This is a genomic window from Paucisalibacillus algeriensis (assembly GCF_000577245.1).
In the GTDB taxonomy this organism is placed as follows: Bacteria; Bacillota; Bacilli; order Bacillales; family Amphibacillaceae; genus Ornithinibacillus.
In genome coordinates this window covers 16,401-34,891 of sequence record NZ_CBYO010000012.1, presented here as the reverse complement: position 1 = coordinate 34,891, position 18,491 = coordinate 16,401, and the positions used below count along the sequence as shown (strand labels likewise).

Below are 18,491 nucleotides of genomic sequence, written 5' to 3'. Positions count from 1 at the left end.
GATTAGTTAGCCTTAATTGCACCCGCGATTTTCACGAATGATTTTTTAGCACCTGGGACATTACCTTTGATTAAAAGTAAGTTGCGTTCAACATCAACACTTACTACTTCAAGGTTTTGAATGGTTACTTGTTCATCACCCATATGTCCTGGTAAGTTTTTGCCTGGGAATACACGCATTGGGTCAACTGCCCCCATTGAACCTGGTGCTCTATGGTAATGAGAACCATGTGACATTGGTCCGCGAGATTGATTGTGGCGCTTAATTACACCCTGGAATCCTTTACCTTTAGAAGTTCCAGTTACATCAACTTTTTCTCCAGCTTGGAAAATTTCAACGCTAATCTCTTGACCAACTTCATATTCATCAAGATTAACGTCACGGATTTCACGAACGTAGCGCTTAGGGGCTGTGTTTGCTTTTGCAGCATGACCTTTTTCCGCTTTATTTGTACGTGATTCCTTAAGATCTTGGAAACCGATTTGAATTGCTTCATAACCGTCGTTTTCAAGAGTTCTCTTTTGTAAAACTACGTTAGGTTCAGCTTGAACAACTGTTACCGGGATTAACTCACCGTTTTCGTTAAATAGCTGTGTCATGCCGATTTTTCGACCTAAGATTCCTTTCGTCATCCGTTACACCTCCTATTATAAAAACAAAATTTTATAGTTTAATTTCAATGTCAACACCAGATGGTAAATCTAAACGCATTAGCGAATCAACTGTTTGTGGTGTTGGGTTAACAATATCGATTAGACGTTTATGTGTACGCATCTCGAATTGTTCACGTGAGTCCTTATATTTGTGAACCGCACGTAAGATTGTGTAAATAGCTTTTTCTGTAGGTAATGGAATCGGACCAGATACTTTTGCTCCAGAACGCTTCGCAGTCTCTACAATTTTTTCAGCAGATTGATCTAAGATACGGTGATCATATGCTTTCAAACGGATTCTGATTTTCTCTTTTGCCATCATTTTACCTCCTTTTCGCCCATATTATAATAGACATACTCCGTGAAAATTTCTTAGCCACCGCCCATGGCAAAGGGGCCGGGTGTGCCAACAACCTTCCACATCATCGCCTGAAACGACCAACATTCTTATTATATAGAATATACATGGTCAGTGCAACCTTTTTTTGAATAAAATTCTTTTTCTTGCACATCTATGTATTATACTTAGTAATCTTAGTGATTGCAAGAGTTGTAGGTAAGTTTTTTATTGGGAAAGTTTGGTGTTGTTTTAGTGGTTGAGTATAAATGTACGTTGAATATGTTTTTAAGGGTGGATACATTATATACTGTCGCGCAATTTGAGTTGTGGCTTACTCTTATTCTTCATTTCATCTTTGATTATAGCTTTTCATGTTGTATGAGACACTCTCACTCTACTTTTCAAACATGGTTACTACTCCAATAATGTAGATCATTAGAATCTAACAGTTTTTAAAAGAAAAAACAGGCAACGTCGTCACGTTACCTGTTTCTATTTGAATCAATTATTATTTAGAGATTGTTGTTACAACGCCTGATCCTACAGTACGGCCACCTTCGCGGATTGAGAAACGAGTACCGTCTTCAATAGCGATTGGAGAGATTAGTTCAACATTCATTTCGATGTTGTCTCCAGGCATAACCATTTCTACGCCTTCTGGAAGTGAGATAACTCCAGTTACGTCAGTTGTACGGAAGTAGAACTGTGGGCGATAGTTTGTGAAGAATGGAGTATGACGTCCACCTTCTTCTTTAGATAATACATAAACTTCAGCTTTGAAGTTTGTGTGTGGAGTGATTGAACCTGGCTTTGCTAATACTTGACCACGAGTGATATCTTCACGTCCAACACCACGAAGTAATGCACCAATGTTGTCTCCAGCTTCAGCATAATCTAGAAGCTTACGGAACATTTCAACACCAGTTACAGTAGTTTTGCCTGATTCCTCTTGAAGACCGATGATTTCAACTTCGTCTCCAACTTTAACTTGACCACGTTCTACACGACCAGTAGCAACTGTACCACGACCAGTGATTGAGAATACATCCTCAACTGGCATCATGAATGGCTTTTCAGTGTCACGTTCTGGAGTTGGAACGTACTCATCAACAGCGTTCATTAGGTCAACGATTGCTTGCTCATACTTTTCGTCACCTTCAAGAGCTCTTAAAGCAGAACCGCTGATTACTGGTACATCATCACCAGGGAAGTCATATTCAGATAATAGGTCACGAACTTCCATTTCAACTAATTCTAATAATTCTTCGTCATCAACCATATCTACTTTGTTTAAGAATACTACGATTGTTGGTACACCTACGTTACGAGAAAGTAGGATGTGCTCACGAGTTTGTGGCATAGGACCATCAGCAGCAGATACTACTAGGATAGCTCCATCCATTTGTGCAGCACCAGTGATCATGTTCTTAACATAGTCAGCGTGTCCTGGGCAGTCTACGTGTGCGTAGTGACGAGATTCAGTTTCATACTCAACGTGAGAAGTAGCGATTGTAATTCCACGTTCTTTTTCTTCTGGAGCACCGTCGATTTGGTCATAAGCCATTGCAGTACCTTTACCAGATTTTTTAGCCATTACAGTTGTAATAGCAGCAGTTAAAGTAGTTTTACCGTGGTCAACGTGTCCGATTGTACCAATGTTAACGTGACTCTTGGAGCGGTCAAATTTTTCTTTAGCCATTTATATTTCCTCCTTTAAATGAATGAAAGTTTTTTAAGTATATGTTGTAGCCAAGAAATAACAGCCTGTGCTATTTCTTAGCCTACAATAAAAGTTATACTTGAGAATTACTAAAAATGCAATTATTCTCCAGCATTTTTCTTAATAATTTCTTCAGAAACACTCTTTGGTACTTCTTCATAATGGTCAAAGTGCATGGTGTATTGTCCACGACCTTGAGTGTTTGAACGTAATGCGGTTGCATAACCAAACATTTCAGCAAGTGGTACGAATGCTTTAACAACTTGTAATTGTCCGCGTGCTTCCATACCTTCCATGCGTCCACGACGAGAAGTAATATCACCAATGATGTCACCCATGTATTCTTCAGGCATAACAACTTCTACTCTCATCATTGGTTCAAGTAGAACTGGGTTACATTTGTTCTTAGCAGCTTTAAGTGCCATAGACGCAGCAACTTTAAACGCCATTTCGTTTGAGTCAACATCATGATAACTACCATCGAACAAGGAAGCTTTAACGTCAATTAGCGGATAACCAGCTAATACACCATTTTCCATTGCTTCTTTAACACCTTGTTCTACAGCAGGGATGTATTCACGAGGAACTACACCACCAACGATTTTGTTTTCAAATTCAAAGCCAGCGCCTTCTTCGTTTGGCTCAAACTTGATCCAAACGTGACCGAATTGTCCACGTCCACCAGACTGACGTACGAATTTACCTTCAACTTCAGCAGCTGTACGGAATGTTTCGCGGTAAGCAACCTGTGGTGCACCAACGTTAGCTTCAACTTTGAATTCACGTTTCATACGGTCAACAATGATATCTAGGTGAAGTTCACCCATACCAGAGATAATTGTTTGACCAGTTTCAGGGTTTGTTTCAGTTCTGAATGTTGGATCTTCTTCAGCAAGTTTACCTAAAGCAATACCCATTTTATCTTGGTCACCTTTTGTTTTTGGCTCGATAGCAACCGAGATAACCGGTTCTGGGAATTCCATAGATTCAAGAATTACAAGATTCTTTTCATCACATAGAGTGTCACCAGTTGAAGTATCTTTCAATCCTACTGCAGCCGCAATTTCACCAGAGTATACCTTCGCAATCTCTTCACGAGAGTTAGCGTGCATTTGTAGGATACGTCCAACACGTTCACGTTTATCTTTAACAGAGTTACGTACATACGAACCCGAATCAAGTGTTCCAGAATAAACACGGAAGAAAGTTAATTTACCAACAAATGGGTCAGTCATAACCTTAAATGCTAAAGCAGCAAAAGGCTCATCATCAGACGATTTACGAGTTACCTTTTCATCTGAATCAGGTAAAGTACCTTCGATAGCAGGTACATCAGTTGGTGCTGGTAAGTAGTCAATTACTCCATCAAGCATTAACTGAACACCTTTGTTTTTGAAAGCAGATCCACAGAATACTGGGTAGAATTCTACAGAAAGAGTTGCATTACGAATTGCTTGTTTCAGTTCTTCGTTAGAGATTTCTTCTCCTTCTAAGTACTTCATCATAAGCTCTTCATCTAGCTCTGAAACTGCTTCAATAAGGCTAGCACGTAATTCTTCAGCTTGGTCTTTTAGTTCTTCTGGAATTTCGCGAGATTCATCACGAGTTCCAAGATCATCTAAATAATAGTGAGCTTCCATGTTAATTAGGTCGATAATACCATTGAATTGGTCTTCGGCACCGATTGGAAGTTGTACAGGGTGTGCATTTGCACCTAAACGTTCTTTTAATGTACCAACTGAATATAAGAAGTCAGCACCAGTTTTATCCATTTTGTTGATGAACACGATACGTGGAACACCATATGTTGTTGCTTGACGCCATACAGTTTCTGTTTGAGGCTCAACACCTGATTGAGCATCAAGTACTGTTACAGCACCGTCAAGCACACGTAGTGAACGTTCAACTTCAACAGTGAAGTCTACGTGCCCTGGAGTATCAATAATGTTGATACGGTGGTTTTTCCATTGAGCAGTCGTTGCAGCAGAAGTGATTGTGATTCCGCGCTCTTGCTCTTGTTCCATCCAGTCCATTTGTGAAGCACCTTCGTGCGTTTCACCAATTTTATGAATGCGTCCTGTATAGAAAAGAATACGCTCGGTTGTAGTGGTTTTACCTGCATCAATGTGTGCCATAATACCAATATTGCGCGTCTTTTCCAAGGAGAACTCTCTTGCCATGTATTCTTCTCCTTCCTGTTAAAACCTTTATTTTTGTATAGAGGATGTTTAAATAGTGGTAAAAATGATACATCGAATTTCTTGGACCATTTTCCCAACCTATTTAAACATAATCTCAGATTACCAACGGTAGTGAGCAAACGCTTTGTTTGCTTCAGCCATTTTGTGCATATCTTCGCGTTTCTTAACAGAAGCACCTGTATTATTTGAAGCATCTAGAATTTCATTTGCTAAACGTTCTTCCATTGTTTTTTCTCCGCGCAAACGTGCGTAGTTAACAAGGTAACGTAAACCTAAAGTTTGACGACGTTCTGGACGAACTTCAACAGGTACTTGGTAGTTAGAACCACCAACACGGCGTGCACGTACTTCAAGTACAGGCATAACGTTTTTCATTGCTTGTTCAAACACTTCCATCGGATTTTGTCCGCTGCGTTGTTCTACTAGTTCAAAAGCGTTATAAAGAAGCTTTTGTGCTACACCGCGTTTACCATCAACCATAATTTGATTGATTAAACGAGTTACTAGTTTTGAATTATAAAGTGGATCTGGCAAGACATCGCGCTTAGGTACTGGTCCTTTACGTGGCATATGTCCCCCTCCTTTCCTATATCTATGTTGTTAAACGATTAACTTACTTTTTCTCTTTAGGGCGTTTTGTACCGTATTTAGAACGACCTTGCATACGACCGTCTACTCCAGCAGTATCAAGCGCACCACGTACAATGTGATAACGTACCCCTGGTAAGTCTTTTACACGACCTCCACGGATTAGTACTACACTGTGTTCCTGAAGATTGTGTCCAATACCAGGAATGTATGCAGTTACCTCCATGTTGTTTGATAAACGAACACGAGCATATTTACGTAATGCTGAGTTCGGTTTCTTAGGAGTTAGTGTACCAACACGAGTACATACACCACGTTTTTGTGGAGAGTTTTCGTTAGTTAATGACTTTTTAAAACTGTTGTACCCTTTGTTAAGTGCTGGTGAGTCAGATTTCTTAGGTTTGCTTACGCGACCTTTACGTACAAGTTGATTAATTGTAGGCATTATGTTGTCCTCCCTTCTATTAATGACTTCGTGATTAGCTAGTTATTATCTGTATCGTAAACCCACACATCCAGGTGGTTCATCTTGAAGCAAAAAACAAAGCCTTCGCAAGGATTTCCTTGCCAAAACTATTATTACTTCTTAATCGCTACAGTAGATGCGCCAACATCAATACCACATGCGGCTCCTAGCTTTTTCATGGAATCAACACGCTGGTATGGAATACCTAGCGTTTTGGCTAATTCTTCTACTTTTTGTGTAAGAAACCGATCAGCATCTTCGGCTATATACACTTCACTTATTTGGCCGTTTTTCATAGCCTTAAGTGTTTGCTTCACACCAATTAGTGTTTTTGATTTTACTTGACTCACTTTTTCATAAGACATTATATATCCTCCAAAGTAAGAAGTATAAATTGGAAGCACCTTGAATATATTATCATTCTAGTTTTTTAATGTCAACTAGAATTCTGATATTTTTTTGGTGCTTCCAGATATTTTTTTACTAAAGCTTTTCTAACATAACAAGTCCGTAGTCCGAAAACACTTCATCTTCATTCCAGAGCACAGTGGTGGCCTCTGTTCAAAAAACTCACGGTGTATACCTTCCCGTGGGAGGCTGGTTAAGCATCCCACAAGGTAAGAGCCGCTCAGTCTATTCGTACAGTTTCTCGCTAATATCAAGAAAATCTGTTAGATAAAATTATTGTACGGGTTGTTCTACTTCTTCTAGTACTTCTTCCTCTTCAACTGCTGGTAACTGTATCTTACGGTAGCGTTGCATTCCTGTTCCAGCTGGAACTAGTTTACCGATAATTACGTTTTCCTTCAGACCAAGAAGTTCATCACGTTTGCCTTTGATTGCTGCATCTGTTAGTACTCTTGTAGTTTCCTGGAAGGAAGCTGCTGATAAGAATGAATCTGTTTCTAGTGAAGCCTTCGTAATACCTAGCAGGACAGGTCTTCCAACTGCTGGTTGGTTACCTTCTGTAAGGACTTTACTGTTTGCATCTTTGAATTGATGTACTTCAAGTAATGATCCTGGAAGTACATCTGTATCACCCGCATCGACAACACGGACTTTACGAAGCATTTGGCGAACCATTACTTCTACGTGCTTATCGCCAATTTCTACCCCTTGCATACGGTATACACGTTGTACTTCGCGTAGTAAGTAATCTTGAACTCCAGATACACCTTGGACACGGATAAGTTCTTTAGGGTCAACTGAACCTTCTGTAAGTTCTTGCCCTGCAATTACCTCATCCCCAACAGAAACCTTCAAACGAGCATTATATGGAACTGCGTATGAACGCTGTTCAACTTCGCCCTGAATAACAATTTCTTGTTTATCCTTAACCTCATGAATTTCAAGTACTGTACCGAAAACTTCTGTAATTATCGCTTGACCTTTAGGGTTACGTGCTTCAAATAACTCTTGGATACGAGGAAGACCTTGCGTGATATCATCCCCCGCAACTCCACCTGTATGGAATGTACGCATTGTTAGCTGTGTTCCTGGTTCACCAATTGATTGAGCAGCAATGATTCCAACCGCTTCTCCAACCTCAACTTCTGAACCAGTAGCTAGGTTGCGTCCGTAACATTTCTTACACACACCATGTTTGGTATTACATGTGAACACTGTACGAATAGTTACTTGTTCAATACCAGATTCAACGATTTGTTTAGCTTGATCTTCCGAAATTACTGTATCGAATTCTACAATTACCTCTTTTGTATCAGGATGTAACACTTTTTCAAATGCAGTACGTCCTACTAAACGGTCGAATAATGGTTCAATTACTTCATTGCCATCCGTTAAAGCTGAAACCGGTAATCCTCGGTCTGTTCCACAATCTGTTTCACGAACAATAACATCTTGTGCTACGTCAACCAAACGACGTGTTAGATAACCAGAGTCTGCTGTCTTCAATGCTGTATCCGCAAGCCCTTTACGAGCACCGTGGGTAGAAATAAAGTACTCTAGTACTGTTAAACCTTCACGGAAACTTGATTTGATTGGTAACTCAATGATACGTCCGGCTGGGTTAGCCATTAGACCACGCATACCAGCTAACTGTGTAAAGTTCGATGCATTACCACGAGCTCCTGAATCACTCATCATAAAGATCGGGTTACGGTTGTCAAGAGACTCCATCAAGCGATCTTGAATACTGTCTTTAGCTTGAGACCAAATAGAAATAACTCGATCATAACGCTCTTCATCCGTAATTAAACCACGGCGGAATTGCTTCAATACATTGTCAACTTTCTTCTGTGCTTCTACAAGTATTTCTTCTTTCTCAGGTAATACCACGATATCAGAAATACCAACAGTCATACCAGCTGTTGTTGACATAGTAAAGCCAAGATCTTTCATCCGGTCAAGCATCTTAGATGTTTCTGTAATCTTAAATCGTTTAAAGACTTCTGCAATAATATCACCTAGGAAGCCCTTCTTAAACGGCTTAATGATTTCGCGTTTCTTAATTTCTTCTTTAATGTCAGTTCCTTTATCAACAAAGTACATTTCAGGAGTTCGATCCTCTAAATTAAACCTCGTTGGTTCGTTGATGAACGGGAATGAATCTGGAAGAATTTCATTAAATATTAGTTTACCAACAGTCGTTAGTAATAATTGGTTGTTTTGTTCTTCTGTAAATGTTTTATTATTTAAGCTTGACGCTTGAACCGCAATACGTGTGTGCAAATGAACAAATCCATTTTGATAAGCAATTCTTGCTTCATTCACACCAGTAAATACAGCACCTTCTCCAATTGCACCCTCACGTTCTAGTGTTAGGTAATAGTTACCCAATACCATATCCTGGGATGGTGTAACAACCGGTTTTCCATCCTTTGGATTAAGGATGTTCTGTGCAGCTAACATTAGTAGACGAGCTTCTGCTTGTGCTTCAGCTGATAGCGGTACGTGTACAGCCATTTGGTCACCATCGAAGTCAGCGTTATATGCTGTACATACTAGAGGGTGTAAACGAATTGCACGTCCTTCTACTAATGTTGGTTCAAATGCCTGAATACCTAATCTATGAAGTGTAGGGGCACGGTTTAGTAAAACAGGGTGCTCCTTGATTACATCTTCTAGCACTCCCCAAACATCAGGGTGTACGCGTTCAATTTTGCGTTTTGCTGATTTGATATTGTGTGCAATACCTCTCTCAACAAGCTCTTTCATAATAAATGGTTTGAATAACTCCAAAGCCATTTCTTTCGGTAATCCACATTGATACATTTTCAAGTTAGGACCAACTACAATAACGGAACGACCAGAGTAGTCAACACGTTTACCAAGTAAGTTCTGACGGAAACGACCTTGTTTACCTTTAAGCATATGTGAAAGTGACTTCAATGGACGATTTCCAGGTCCTGTCACAGGACGACCACGACGTCCATTATCAATTAAAGCATCGACAGCTTCTTGAAGCATGCGCTTTTCATTTTGCACAATAATACTAGGTGCACCTAAATCTAATAACCGTTTTAAACGGTTATTTCGGTTAATCACACGGCGATACAAATCATTCAAGTCAGAAGTTGCAAAACGTCCACCATCCAGCTGTACCATTGGTCTTATTTCTGGAGGAATAACTGGTAGAACATCTAAAACCATCCAAGAAGTTTCGTTTCCAGAGTGACGGAAAGCTTCTAATACTTCTAGACGCTTAATCGCCCTTGTTCTACGTTGTCCTTGAGCAGTTTTCAACTCTTCTTTTAAAGTATCAACTTCTTTATCAAGATCGATATCTTGTAGAAGCTTGCGAATTGCTTCCGCACCCATTTGAGCTTTGAAAGAACTTCCGTATTTTTCATAGTACGCACGGTATTCCTTCTCAGAGAGCAATTGCTTTTTCTCTAAAGGGGTATTTCCTGGTTCCGTAACGATGTAAGCAGCAAAGTAAATTACTTCTTCTAAAGCTCTTGGTGACATATCTAGCACAAGACCCATACGGCTAGGAATTCCTTTGAAGTACCATATATGTGATACCGGAGCAGCTAGCTCGATATGTCCCATACGCTCACGACGCACTTTTGATTTAGTAACCTCTACACCACATCGGTCACAAACGACACCTTTATAACGTACTCGTTTGTATTTACCACAGTGACATTCCCAGTCTTTAGTCGGGCCAAAAATTCGCTCGCAAAATAGTCCGTCTTTTTCTGGTTTTAATGTACGATAGTTAATTGTTTCTGGCTTCTTGACTTCACCAAATGACCATGAACGAATTTTTTCTGGTGAAGCTAAACCAATTTTCATAAATTCAAAGTTATTTACATCTATCAAGGGTCTACCTCCCTTTTAATGTGCGATTCCCTATGGATTACTATTAATGAGATGTGGGGGAATGACTATATGTCAATTCCCCGCCTTAATTAATTTTCTTCAACTTCTAAGTTAAGCTTACTTGCAGCTTGTGTCTCTTCTTCTTCTAAATCACGCATTTCAATTTCTGACTCATCACCAGCAAGAATTTTTACATCTAAACCTAAACTTTGTAATTCTTTTATCAGTACTTTAAATGATTCAGGTACTCCTGGTTCTGGAACATTATCGCCCTTAACGATTGCTTCATATGTCTTCACACGTCCCACTACGTCATCCGACTTAACTGTCAAGATTTCTTGTAGTGTATATGCAGCACCATATGCTTCTAATGCCCATACCTCCATCTCACCAAAGCGCTGACCACCAAACTGAGCTTTACCACCCAGTGGTTGCTGTGTAACAAGTGAGTAAGGACCTGTTGAACGAGCGTGTAACTTATCATCAACCATGTGAGCAAGTTTGATCATATACATGACCCCAACAGATACACGGTTATCAAACGGAGTTCCAGTTCTACCATCATATAGAATGGTCTTCGCATCTCTTGGCATACCAGCTTCTTCTAAAGTATCCCAAACGTCTTGTTCTGTGGCTCCATCGAATACTGGTGAGGCAACATGGATACCCAACTGTCTCGCAGCCATACCTAAGTGCAATTCAAACACCTGTCCGATATTCATACGTGATGGTACCCCTAGTGGGTTCAACATGATATCAACCGGTGTTCCATCTGGCAAGAACGGCATATCCTCTTCCGGTAATATACGAGAAATAACCCCTTTATTACCGTGACGGCCAGCCATCTTATCTCCTTCGTGAATTTTACGCTTTTGCACAATATAAACACGAACTAACTCATTAACACCTGGTGGTAATTCATCTCCGTCTTCACGATTGAAGATTTTAACATCTAAAACAATTCCACCTGCACCATGAGGTACTCGTAGAGAAGTATCACGAACCTCACGAGCTTTCTCTCCAAAGATTGCATGTAGTAAACGTTCCTCTGCAGAGAGTTCCGTTACCCCCTTAGGTGTTACCTTACCAACTAGGATATCCCCATCGGTAACTTCAGCTCCAATACGGATGATTCCTTGTTCATTTAAGTTTTTAAGTGCCTCTTCCCCTACGTTAGGGATATCTCTTGTAATCTCTTCAGGTCCAAGCTTTGTATCACGAGCTTCAGATTCATACTCCTCAATATGGATTGACGTATAAACATCATCCTTCACAAGGCGTTCACTCATGATAATAGCATCCTCGTAGTTATAACCTTCCCATGTCATGAAAGCTACTAGGACGTTTTGGCCTAAAGCAAGTTCACCTAACTCCATGGAAGGACCATCTGCAAGTACTTCGCCTTTAACTACGCGGTCCCCTTCGCTCACAATCGGGCGTTGGTTAATACAAGTACCTTGGTTAGAACGAATAAACTTCTGTACTTTGTAGCGATCAAGATCACCTTTTACTTCCTTGCCATCAACCTCGGAAACTCTGCGAACCAATACTTCTTTAGCCTCGACTCGCTCTACAATACCCTCATGTTTACAGATTACCGCAGCACCAGAGTCTTTACCTGACACATATTCCATTCCTGTACCTACAAGAGGCGCTCTAGGTCTTAGTAAAGGAACTGCTTGACGTTGCATGTTTGCTCCCATTAGCGCACGGTTAGAGTCATCGTTTTCCAAGAAAGGAATACACGCGGTCGCAGCCGATACTACTTGTTTTGGTGAAACGTCCATGTAGTCAAGTTTTTCTCTAGCAACTACAGTGTTTTCACCACGGAAACGAGAAATAACTTCTTCATCAACAAATGTACCATCTTCATTTAATCTAGCATTTGCCTGTGCAACTACATAATTATCCTCTTCATCAGCAGTTAGGTAATCAATTTGATTTGTAACCTTACCTGTATCAGGATCCACTCGACGATACGGAGTTTCAATAAACCCAAATTTATTTACTTTTGCATAAGATGATAGAGAGTTAATCAATCCAATGTTCGGTCCTTCTGGTGTCTCAATCGGACACATACGACCATAGTGAGAGTAGTGAACGTCACGAACCTCAAACCCTGCACGTTCACGCGTTAGACCACCTGGCCCTAAAGCCGACAGACGGCGCTTGTGCGTTAACTCAGCTAGTGGATTAGTTTGATCCATGAACTGTGATAACTGAGAGCTACCAAAGAACTCCTTAATTGATGCAATTACTGGACGAATATTAATTAATTGTTGTGGCGTTACACTTGATGTATCTTGAATAGACATACGTTCACGCACAACACGTTCCATACGGGATAACCCAATGCGGAATTGGTTTTGTAAGAGTTCACCCACAGAACGAAGTCTACGATTCCCTAAATGGTCAATATCATCTGTATCTCCCACTTTGTGTAATAGGTTAAAGAAATAACTGATTGATGCTAAAATATCAGCTGGTGTAATATGTTTTACACTAGATTCAATGTTTGCATTACCAATCACATTAAGTACTCTTTCACCACTCGGGTCAGTAGGGTCTACAATCTTAATAGATTGGATGTGAATCGGATCTTCCAGCACTCCATCATGAGGTTCAAGAATCTTTTCTCCAAGAACAACATCACTATTTTCGATGTATGGGATGATCTTATCTAATAATCTACGTTCAACCTTGTCGCCTGCTTCTGCTAATACTTCACCTGTATCAGCATCTACAATTGGTTCAGCCAACACTTGATTAAATAAACGGTTCTTCAAATGAAGCTTTTTATTAATCTTGTATCGCCCAACATGAGCTAAGTCATAACGTTTTGGATCAAAGAAACGGGATATCAATAAGCTTTTTGCATTTTCTACAGTAGGTGGTTCACCCGGACGCAAACGCTCGTAAATTTCAAGTAGCGCTTTTTCAGTTGATTCTGTATTATCTTTTTCTAACGTATTAATTAAGTATTCATTTTCACCAATCAAATCAATAATCTCTTGATCTGAGCCAAAACCAAGGGCACGTAATAATACGGTGATTGGCAATTTACGTGTACGATCGATACGGACATAAGCGACATCTTTTGCATCTGTTTCAAACTCCAACCAAGCCCCTCGGTTTGGAATTACAGTTGCAGCTACACCCCTTTTTCCGTTTTTATCAATTTTTTCATTAAAATAGACACTTGGCGAACGCACAAGCTGAGAAACAATTACACGCTCAGCCCCATTGATAATAAACGTACCAGTATCTGTCATGAGAGGGAAATCCCCCATAAAAACTTCTTGCTCTTTTACTTCGCCAGTTTCGTTGTTAATTAAACGAACCTTCACGCGAAGCGGAGCATTATAAGTTACATCTCTTTCTTTTGATTCATCTACAGGATACTTAGGTTCTCCTAAGCTATAATCTACGAATTCAAGCGATAGATTACCTGTAAAGTCCTCGATCGGAGAAATGTCTTGGAACATTTCTCGCAAACCTTCTTCCATAAACCATTGATATGAAGCGGTTTGGATTTCGATAAGATTCGGCAATTCTAATACTTCACTGATGCGCGCATAACTTCTGCGTTGGCGGTGCCGTCCATACTGAACTAGTTGACCTGTCAACTGCTTCACCTCTCAAATCATGCATATTTTATTTGCGAGCATAAGCCCACATGAAAAGCAATATATTGTTAGAAAACTATCGTTTCTCCCGCTCAGAAGAAACTACGTTTTCACAACTGATAAAACAAATAGGTTTATACTAAAAAAGACAAACCTTAATGGGACATAATAAATGCCCATTCTAATTTCTTGAATAAAATAATTACTTGTCATATTCAAGATTATGGGGTATGATTTTAGAATAGAAAAGCAATAATAAGAATCCAATTCATAAACTCCGTAAACTAGAAAAACAGATAGAACGCTCATTTACTCGATTCTATCATTGTTTCCGTTAACCAATGAAATATACACTTTTCTTTATTCTGCAAAAAATTCCTCTTGACAAAATAACCCCATATTAGCATTTTATTATATTATCATAGTCAAGCAATAGAAGTCAATCTTTTATTGAGCGCAAAATACAATAACCTTTGCTGCGTTCAACAATCTCACAATTTCCAAATAGACTTTCCATTTTTTGAATAGCTGACGGTGCACCTTGTTTCTTCTGTATCACTACCCAAAGCTCTCCGCCCTTATGCAACTTTTCCTTACTACCTTCAAACATTCCGTGAACAACCTTTTTCCCGGCTCTTATTGGTGGATTTGTTATAATCGCCGCAAACTGTTGATCCTTAATCCCTGAAAACTGGTCACTCTTCACAAATTGAACATTCGTTACATTATTTCGTTCTGCGTTAGACTTCGCCAGATTCAAGGCACGTTCATTTACATCCGCCATGAATACTATGCGATCAACCAACAGATCCGCTATTGTGATGCCAATCGGTCCATAGCCACACCCTAAATCCAATACATTTCCAGGAATTTTAGGTGGCGTAAATGTCTCAATTAGTAATCGAGTTCCAAAATCTATTTCTTTTTTTGAAAACACACCTACATCACTTGTGAATGTGTAGTTCTTGTCTCTTAGTCTGTAATTCAATTGATTGGGTGAACTTTTAGATTGGGGTTTTTCTGAAAAGTAATGCTCAGACATTTGGGCACCTACTTTAATGTAATATGTATAAGAGAAGATACTTTCAGCCTAAATATAGAGCCCGTCGGAAGAAAATACGACGAGCTCATTTTAATTTTAATAAAATTTAATTATTTAACTTCTACAGAAGCGCCTGCTTCTTCAAGTTTACCTTTAACTTCTTCAGCTTCTTCTTTAGAAACGCCTTCTTTAACAGCTTTAGGTGCGTTATCAACTAAGTCTTTAGCATCTTTTAAGCCAAGACCAGTGATTTCACGAACTGCTTTAACAACCTTGATTTTAGAAGCACCAGCGCTAGTTAGTACTACATCAAATTCAGTTTGTTCTTCAGCAGCACCGCCAGCAGCAGCTCCACCAGCAACAGCAACAGGTGCTGCAGCAGTTACTCCAAATTCTTCTTCAATTGCTTTAACTAGATCGTTAAGATCTAAAACAGACATTTCTTTAATAGCATCGATAATTTGCTCTTTAGTCATTTTTTAGTTCCTCCTAGGTTATTATTGTTTTTATTCGTAAGCAAGTTGTTGAGTATTCCTCAACTTACGCGCCTTGTTCTTCTTTTTGATCTGCAACAGCTTTTGTAGCAAGTGCAAAGTTGCGAATTGGTGCTTGTAGTACGCTGAGTAGCATAGAAAGCATTCCTTCGTAGTTTGGTAGGTCTGCAAGTTCCTTGATTTGTTCAAGTGATACCATTTTACCTTCCAATACACCAGCTTTAATTTCTAGAGCATCGTGTTCTTTAGCAAAGTTGCTTAGAATCTTAGCAGGAGCAATTACATCGTCTTTACTAAAAGCGATAGCAGTCGGTCCAACTAATGATTCATTTAACTCGCTTAGGTTTGCATCATCAGCAGCACGGCGTGTCATTGTGTTTTTGTAAACTTTAAACTCAACACCAGCATCACGTAATTCTTTACGAAGCTGAGTTACTTCCGCAACATCAAGTCCACGGTAATCAACTAAAACTGTTGATTGACTTCCACGTAGTTTATCAGCGATTTCTTGAACTAGTTGCTGTTTCTTTTCCATTACCTTTGACATTGTTCCACCTCCCGTTAGTTTCATCATACCGTTTACGAGTCTCTTCAATAAAAGAGCCCTCATGTAGACATGAAGGCTCGAACAAACAAATTTATCACTTGTTTCAAACACCTCGGTAGGATATTAAGCAATTAAGCACCTACTGTCTACGGTACAACGTATTTAATTTATCAACAAAAAATAGTATACCGAATTGACTCCGAAAAGTCAATTACCAATTAACGGTAGTTTGAAACGTCAACTTTGATTCCAGGTCCCATAGTAGATGTAATAGATACATTCTTCATGTAGACACCTTTAGCTGCTTGCGGTTTAACTTTAACAATTGTTTCTACAAGTGCTGTAAAGTTTTCAATAAGCTTTTGGTCGTCAAATGAAATTTTACCAACTGGAACGTGGATATTAGATTGCTTATCTACACGATATTCAACCTTACCAGCTTTAATTTCTTTAACTGCTTTCTCAACTTCAAACGTTACAGTTCCAGTTTTAGGGTTTGGCATTAGGCCTTTAGGTCCTAGAATACGTCCTAGTTTACCAACCTCAGCCATCATGTCAGGAGTTGCTACGATTACATCAAATTCAAACCAACCTTGGTTGATTTTATTGATAAGATCTTGATCTCCTACATAGTCAGCTCCAGCAGCTTCTGCTACCTTAAGCTTCTCACCTTTAGCGAATACTAGCACACGTTGTGTTTTACCAGTACCGTGTGGTAATACAAAAGCACCACGGATTTGTTGGTCAGCTTTCTTAGGGTCAACACCTAAACGGAAAGCAACTTCTACAGTTTCATCAAATTTAGCTTTTGCAGTTTCTTTTAATAAAGAAACAGCTTCACTTATATCGTATTGCTTAGTGCGATCAACAAGCTTTACCGCTTCTTGATATCTTTTACCTCTTTTAGCCATTATAAATTTCCTCCTCTATTGTGGTAATAACGGTAATACCTCCCACTTATAAAAGCGCGTATTGGCTTCTATAAAGCTTGCAAGACAATCTACTATCAAGCAGATTGTTTTCACGAAAAAGGTTGCGCGAAACGGAAGACCATAACCGCAACCTTAAAGAATTAGTTTTAAAGAGTATTAGTCTTCAATAACAATACCCATGCTTCGTGCAGTTCCTTCAACCATGCGCATCGCTGCTTCTACGTCAGCGGCGTTTAAATCTGGCATTTTAGTTTCTGCAATTTCTCTTACTTTATCACGTTTTAACGTCGCAACCTTGTTTTTATTAGGCTCTCCAGAACCTGAATCTAAACCAGCCGCTTTTTTAAGCAATACAGCAGCAGGCGGAGTTTTCGTAATAAATGTAAATGAACGGTCTTCGAATACAGTGATTTCAACTGGAATAATTAAACCAGCTTGATCTTGTGTACGCGCATTGAATTCCTTACAGAATCCCATGATATTAACACCAGCTTGACCAAGTGCAGGTCCTACCGGTGGAGCCGGATTCGCTTTACCAGCTGGAATTTGCAATTTTACTAATTTGATTACTTTTTTAGCCACGAGACACACCTCCTTAAAGTCCGTGATGTGGTAAATTGGGGATTTTCCCCTCCCACTCAGATTTCACACCCTGAGGGCATGAATAACAAAAGAAGTTTAGCATGAATCAGAAAAAAATGCAAGTAGCTACTTAATTATTTCTGTAATTTATCATGCAATTCCATACCCTCGGTTTGAATACACTTCGCCTTTACTTCCAGCATAGGGGCGAGTATGAGCAAAAGGTCTTCGGTGGGACGAGCAAACACAGTCTCAGTCCCAAGGAACGCTTCGGCAGCAACACATCTCACGCAGAAAAAGTGGGTTTCTTTTTCAAGGAGTCTCCGTGTATTCAGACCGCTCAGTGCAAATATCAATATTACCTTTTCTAGTCCTGAATCTTTTTCTATAAAGAAACAACCTTATATTTTCTCCACTTGTGCGAAGTCTAGTTCTACTGGGGTTTCTCTACCGAACATGTTGACGTGTACTTTTACTTTTTGTTTATCAATATCAATATGTTCAATTGTTCCCGTGAAATTTGCGAATGGTCCATCGTTAACTCGAACATTTTCTTTTAGTTCGAAGTCCACTTGAACAACTGGTTCTGTCATACCCATTCGTTTTAAGATTGCTTCTGCTTCACCAGGTAATAACGGGGTAGGTTTTGTTCCACCACCACTAGATCCGATAAATCCGGTTACTCCTGGTGTGTTTCTTACTACATACCAGGAGTCATCCGTCATAATCATTTCCGTTAAGACATAGCCAGGGAATACTTTCTTTTTTTGTACTTTCTTTTTACCGTTTTTAATTTCTGTTTCTTCTTCTTCCGGAACGATAACACGAAAGATCTTATCTTCCATTCCCATCGTTTCCACACGCTTCTCTAAATTGGTTTTAACTTTATTTTCATACCCTGAATAAGTATGAACAACATACCAGTTTTTCTCCATTAAATTAGGACAATAGTTGCCCGTCCCTCCCTTTATAGGTAAATCACGATCAAAAATAGCAAAAAATTCATATTAAAA

15 protein-coding genes and 1 other annotated feature are annotated in these 18,491 nt (G+C 39.4%); all 15 genes read right to left on the bottom strand.

What is annotated here, in order from left to right; translation table 11 throughout:
* Positions 1-2: 2 nt before the first annotated feature.
* Positions 3-632, bottom strand: a complete 630-nt coding sequence (gene rplC / locus TY11_RS09240) for a 50S ribosomal protein L3 (RefSeq protein WP_042145392.1) — start codon at positions 630-632, stop codon at positions 3-5.
* A 31-nt stretch (positions 633-663) separates the two neighbouring features.
* Positions 664-972 carry a 30S ribosomal protein S10 gene (rpsJ, locus tag TY11_RS09235; protein WP_042145391.1) on the bottom strand — a complete coding sequence of 103 codons (309 nt, stop codon included), beginning with the start codon at positions 970-972 and terminating at the stop codon, positions 664-666.
* Between the two features lie 529 nt (positions 973-1,501).
* A complete protein-coding gene (tuf, locus tag TY11_RS09230; RefSeq protein WP_042145389.1) occupies positions 1,502-2,692 on the bottom strand; it encodes an elongation factor Tu in 1,191 nt (396 codons plus the stop codon).
* 122 nt (positions 2,693-2,814) lie between these two features.
* Positions 2,815-4,893 carry an elongation factor G gene (fusA, locus tag TY11_RS09225; RefSeq protein WP_042145388.1) on the bottom strand — a complete coding sequence of 693 codons (2,079 nt, stop codon included), beginning with the start codon at positions 4,891-4,893 and terminating at the stop codon, positions 2,815-2,817.
* Positions 4,894-5,013: 120 nt separating this feature from the next.
* Positions 5,014-5,484 (bottom strand): 30S ribosomal protein S7, encoded by a 471-nt coding sequence (gene rpsG, locus TY11_RS09220; protein WP_042145386.1) that lies wholly within the window; start codon positions 5,482-5,484, stop codon positions 5,014-5,016.
* A 43-nt stretch (positions 5,485-5,527) separates the two neighbouring features.
* Positions 5,528-5,947 (bottom strand): 30S ribosomal protein S12, encoded by a 420-nt coding sequence (gene rpsL, locus TY11_RS09215; RefSeq protein ID WP_042145384.1) that lies wholly within the window; start codon positions 5,945-5,947, stop codon positions 5,528-5,530.
* A 134-nt stretch (positions 5,948-6,081) separates the two neighbouring features.
* Positions 6,082-6,333, bottom strand: coding sequence for a 50S ribosomal protein L7ae-like protein (locus tag TY11_RS09210; protein ID WP_042145382.1), 252 nt, complete (start codon positions 6,331-6,333; stop codon positions 6,082-6,084).
* A gap of 316 nt (positions 6,334-6,649) precedes the next feature.
* The gene (gene rpoC, locus TY11_RS09205; RefSeq protein ID WP_042145379.1) at positions 6,650-10,255 is read right to left on the bottom strand and encodes a DNA-directed RNA polymerase subunit beta'; all 3,606 of its coding nucleotides are present in this window, start codon (positions 10,253-10,255) and stop codon (positions 6,650-6,652) included.
* 89 nt (positions 10,256-10,344) lie between these two features.
* The gene (rpoB, locus tag TY11_RS09200) at positions 10,345-13,881 is read right to left on the bottom strand and encodes a DNA-directed RNA polymerase subunit beta (protein ID WP_042145377.1); all 3,537 of its coding nucleotides are present in this window, start codon (positions 13,879-13,881) and stop codon (positions 10,345-10,347) included.
* Positions 13,882-14,320: 439 nt separating this feature from the next.
* Complete coding sequence (locus TY11_RS09195; RefSeq protein WP_042145375.1) at positions 14,321-14,923, bottom strand: class I SAM-dependent methyltransferase; 603 nt, start codon at positions 14,921-14,923, stop codon at positions 14,321-14,323.
* Between the two features lie 110 nt (positions 14,924-15,033).
* The gene (gene rplL / locus TY11_RS09190; RefSeq protein WP_042145372.1) at positions 15,034-15,399 is read right to left on the bottom strand and encodes a 50S ribosomal protein L7/L12; all 366 of its coding nucleotides are present in this window, start codon (positions 15,397-15,399) and stop codon (positions 15,034-15,036) included.
* Positions 15,400-15,463: 64 nt separating this feature from the next.
* The gene (gene rplJ / locus TY11_RS09185; protein ID WP_042145370.1) at positions 15,464-15,964 is read right to left on the bottom strand and encodes a 50S ribosomal protein L10; all 501 of its coding nucleotides are present in this window, start codon (positions 15,962-15,964) and stop codon (positions 15,464-15,466) included.
* 40 nt (positions 15,965-16,004) lie between these two features.
* Positions 16,005-16,134 (bottom strand) — a sequence feature (ribosomal protein L10 leader region).
* Positions 16,135-16,182: 48 nt separating this feature from the next.
* On the bottom strand, positions 16,183-16,875 hold the full coding sequence (gene rplA / locus TY11_RS09180) for a 50S ribosomal protein L1 (protein WP_042145368.1): 693 nt from the start codon (positions 16,873-16,875) through the stop codon (positions 16,183-16,185).
* 177 nt (positions 16,876-17,052) lie between these two features.
* A complete protein-coding gene (rplK, locus tag TY11_RS09175; protein ID WP_042145365.1) occupies positions 17,053-17,478 on the bottom strand; it encodes a 50S ribosomal protein L11 in 426 nt (141 codons plus the stop codon).
* Positions 17,479-17,879: 401 nt separating this feature from the next.
* Positions 17,880-18,413 (bottom strand): transcription termination/antitermination protein NusG, encoded by a 534-nt coding sequence (nusG, locus tag TY11_RS09165; RefSeq protein WP_042145361.1) that lies wholly within the window; start codon positions 18,411-18,413, stop codon positions 17,880-17,882.
* Between the last annotated feature and the right edge of the window lie 78 nt (positions 18,414-18,491).

Excerpts from the sequence above, each read along its gene's own strand:
- rplA (WP_042145368.1), bottom strand. The coding sequence starts at position 16,875 with ATGGCTAAAAGAGGTAAAAGATATCAAGAAGCGGTAAAGCTTGTTGAT.
- nusG (WP_042145361.1), bottom strand. The coding sequence starts at position 18,413 with ATGGAGAAAAACTGGTATGTTGTTCATACTTATTCAGGGTATGAAAAT.
- rpsJ (WP_042145391.1), bottom strand. The coding sequence starts at position 972 with ATGGCAAAAGAGAAAATCAGAATCCGTTTGAAAGCATATGATCACCGT.
- tuf (WP_042145389.1), bottom strand. The coding sequence starts at position 2,692 with ATGGCTAAAGAAAAATTTGACCGCTCCAAGAGTCACGTTAACATTGGT.
- rplL (WP_042145372.1), bottom strand. The coding sequence starts at position 15,399 with ATGACTAAAGAGCAAATTATCGATGCTATTAAAGAAATGTCTGTTTTA.
- fusA (WP_042145388.1), bottom strand. The coding sequence starts at position 4,893 with ATGGCAAGAGAGTTCTCCTTGGAAAAGACGCGCAATATTGGTATTATG.
- TY11_RS09210 (WP_042145382.1), bottom strand. The coding sequence starts at position 6,333 with ATGTCTTATGAAAAAGTGAGTCAAGTAAAATCAAAAACACTAATTGGT.
- TY11_RS09195 (WP_042145375.1), bottom strand. The coding sequence starts at position 14,923 with ATGTCTGAGCATTACTTTTCAGAAAAACCCCAATCTAAAAGTTCACCC.
- rpsL (WP_042145384.1), bottom strand. The coding sequence starts at position 5,947 with ATGCCTACAATTAATCAACTTGTACGTAAAGGTCGCGTAAGCAAACCT.
- rplC (WP_042145392.1), bottom strand. The coding sequence starts at position 632 with ATGACGAAAGGAATCTTAGGTCGAAAAATCGGCATGACACAGCTATTT.
- rplJ (WP_042145370.1), bottom strand. The coding sequence starts at position 15,964 with ATGTCAAAGGTAATGGAAAAGAAACAGCAACTAGTTCAAGAAATCGCT.
- rpsG (WP_042145386.1), bottom strand. The coding sequence starts at position 5,484 with ATGCCACGTAAAGGACCAGTACCTAAGCGCGATGTCTTGCCAGATCCA.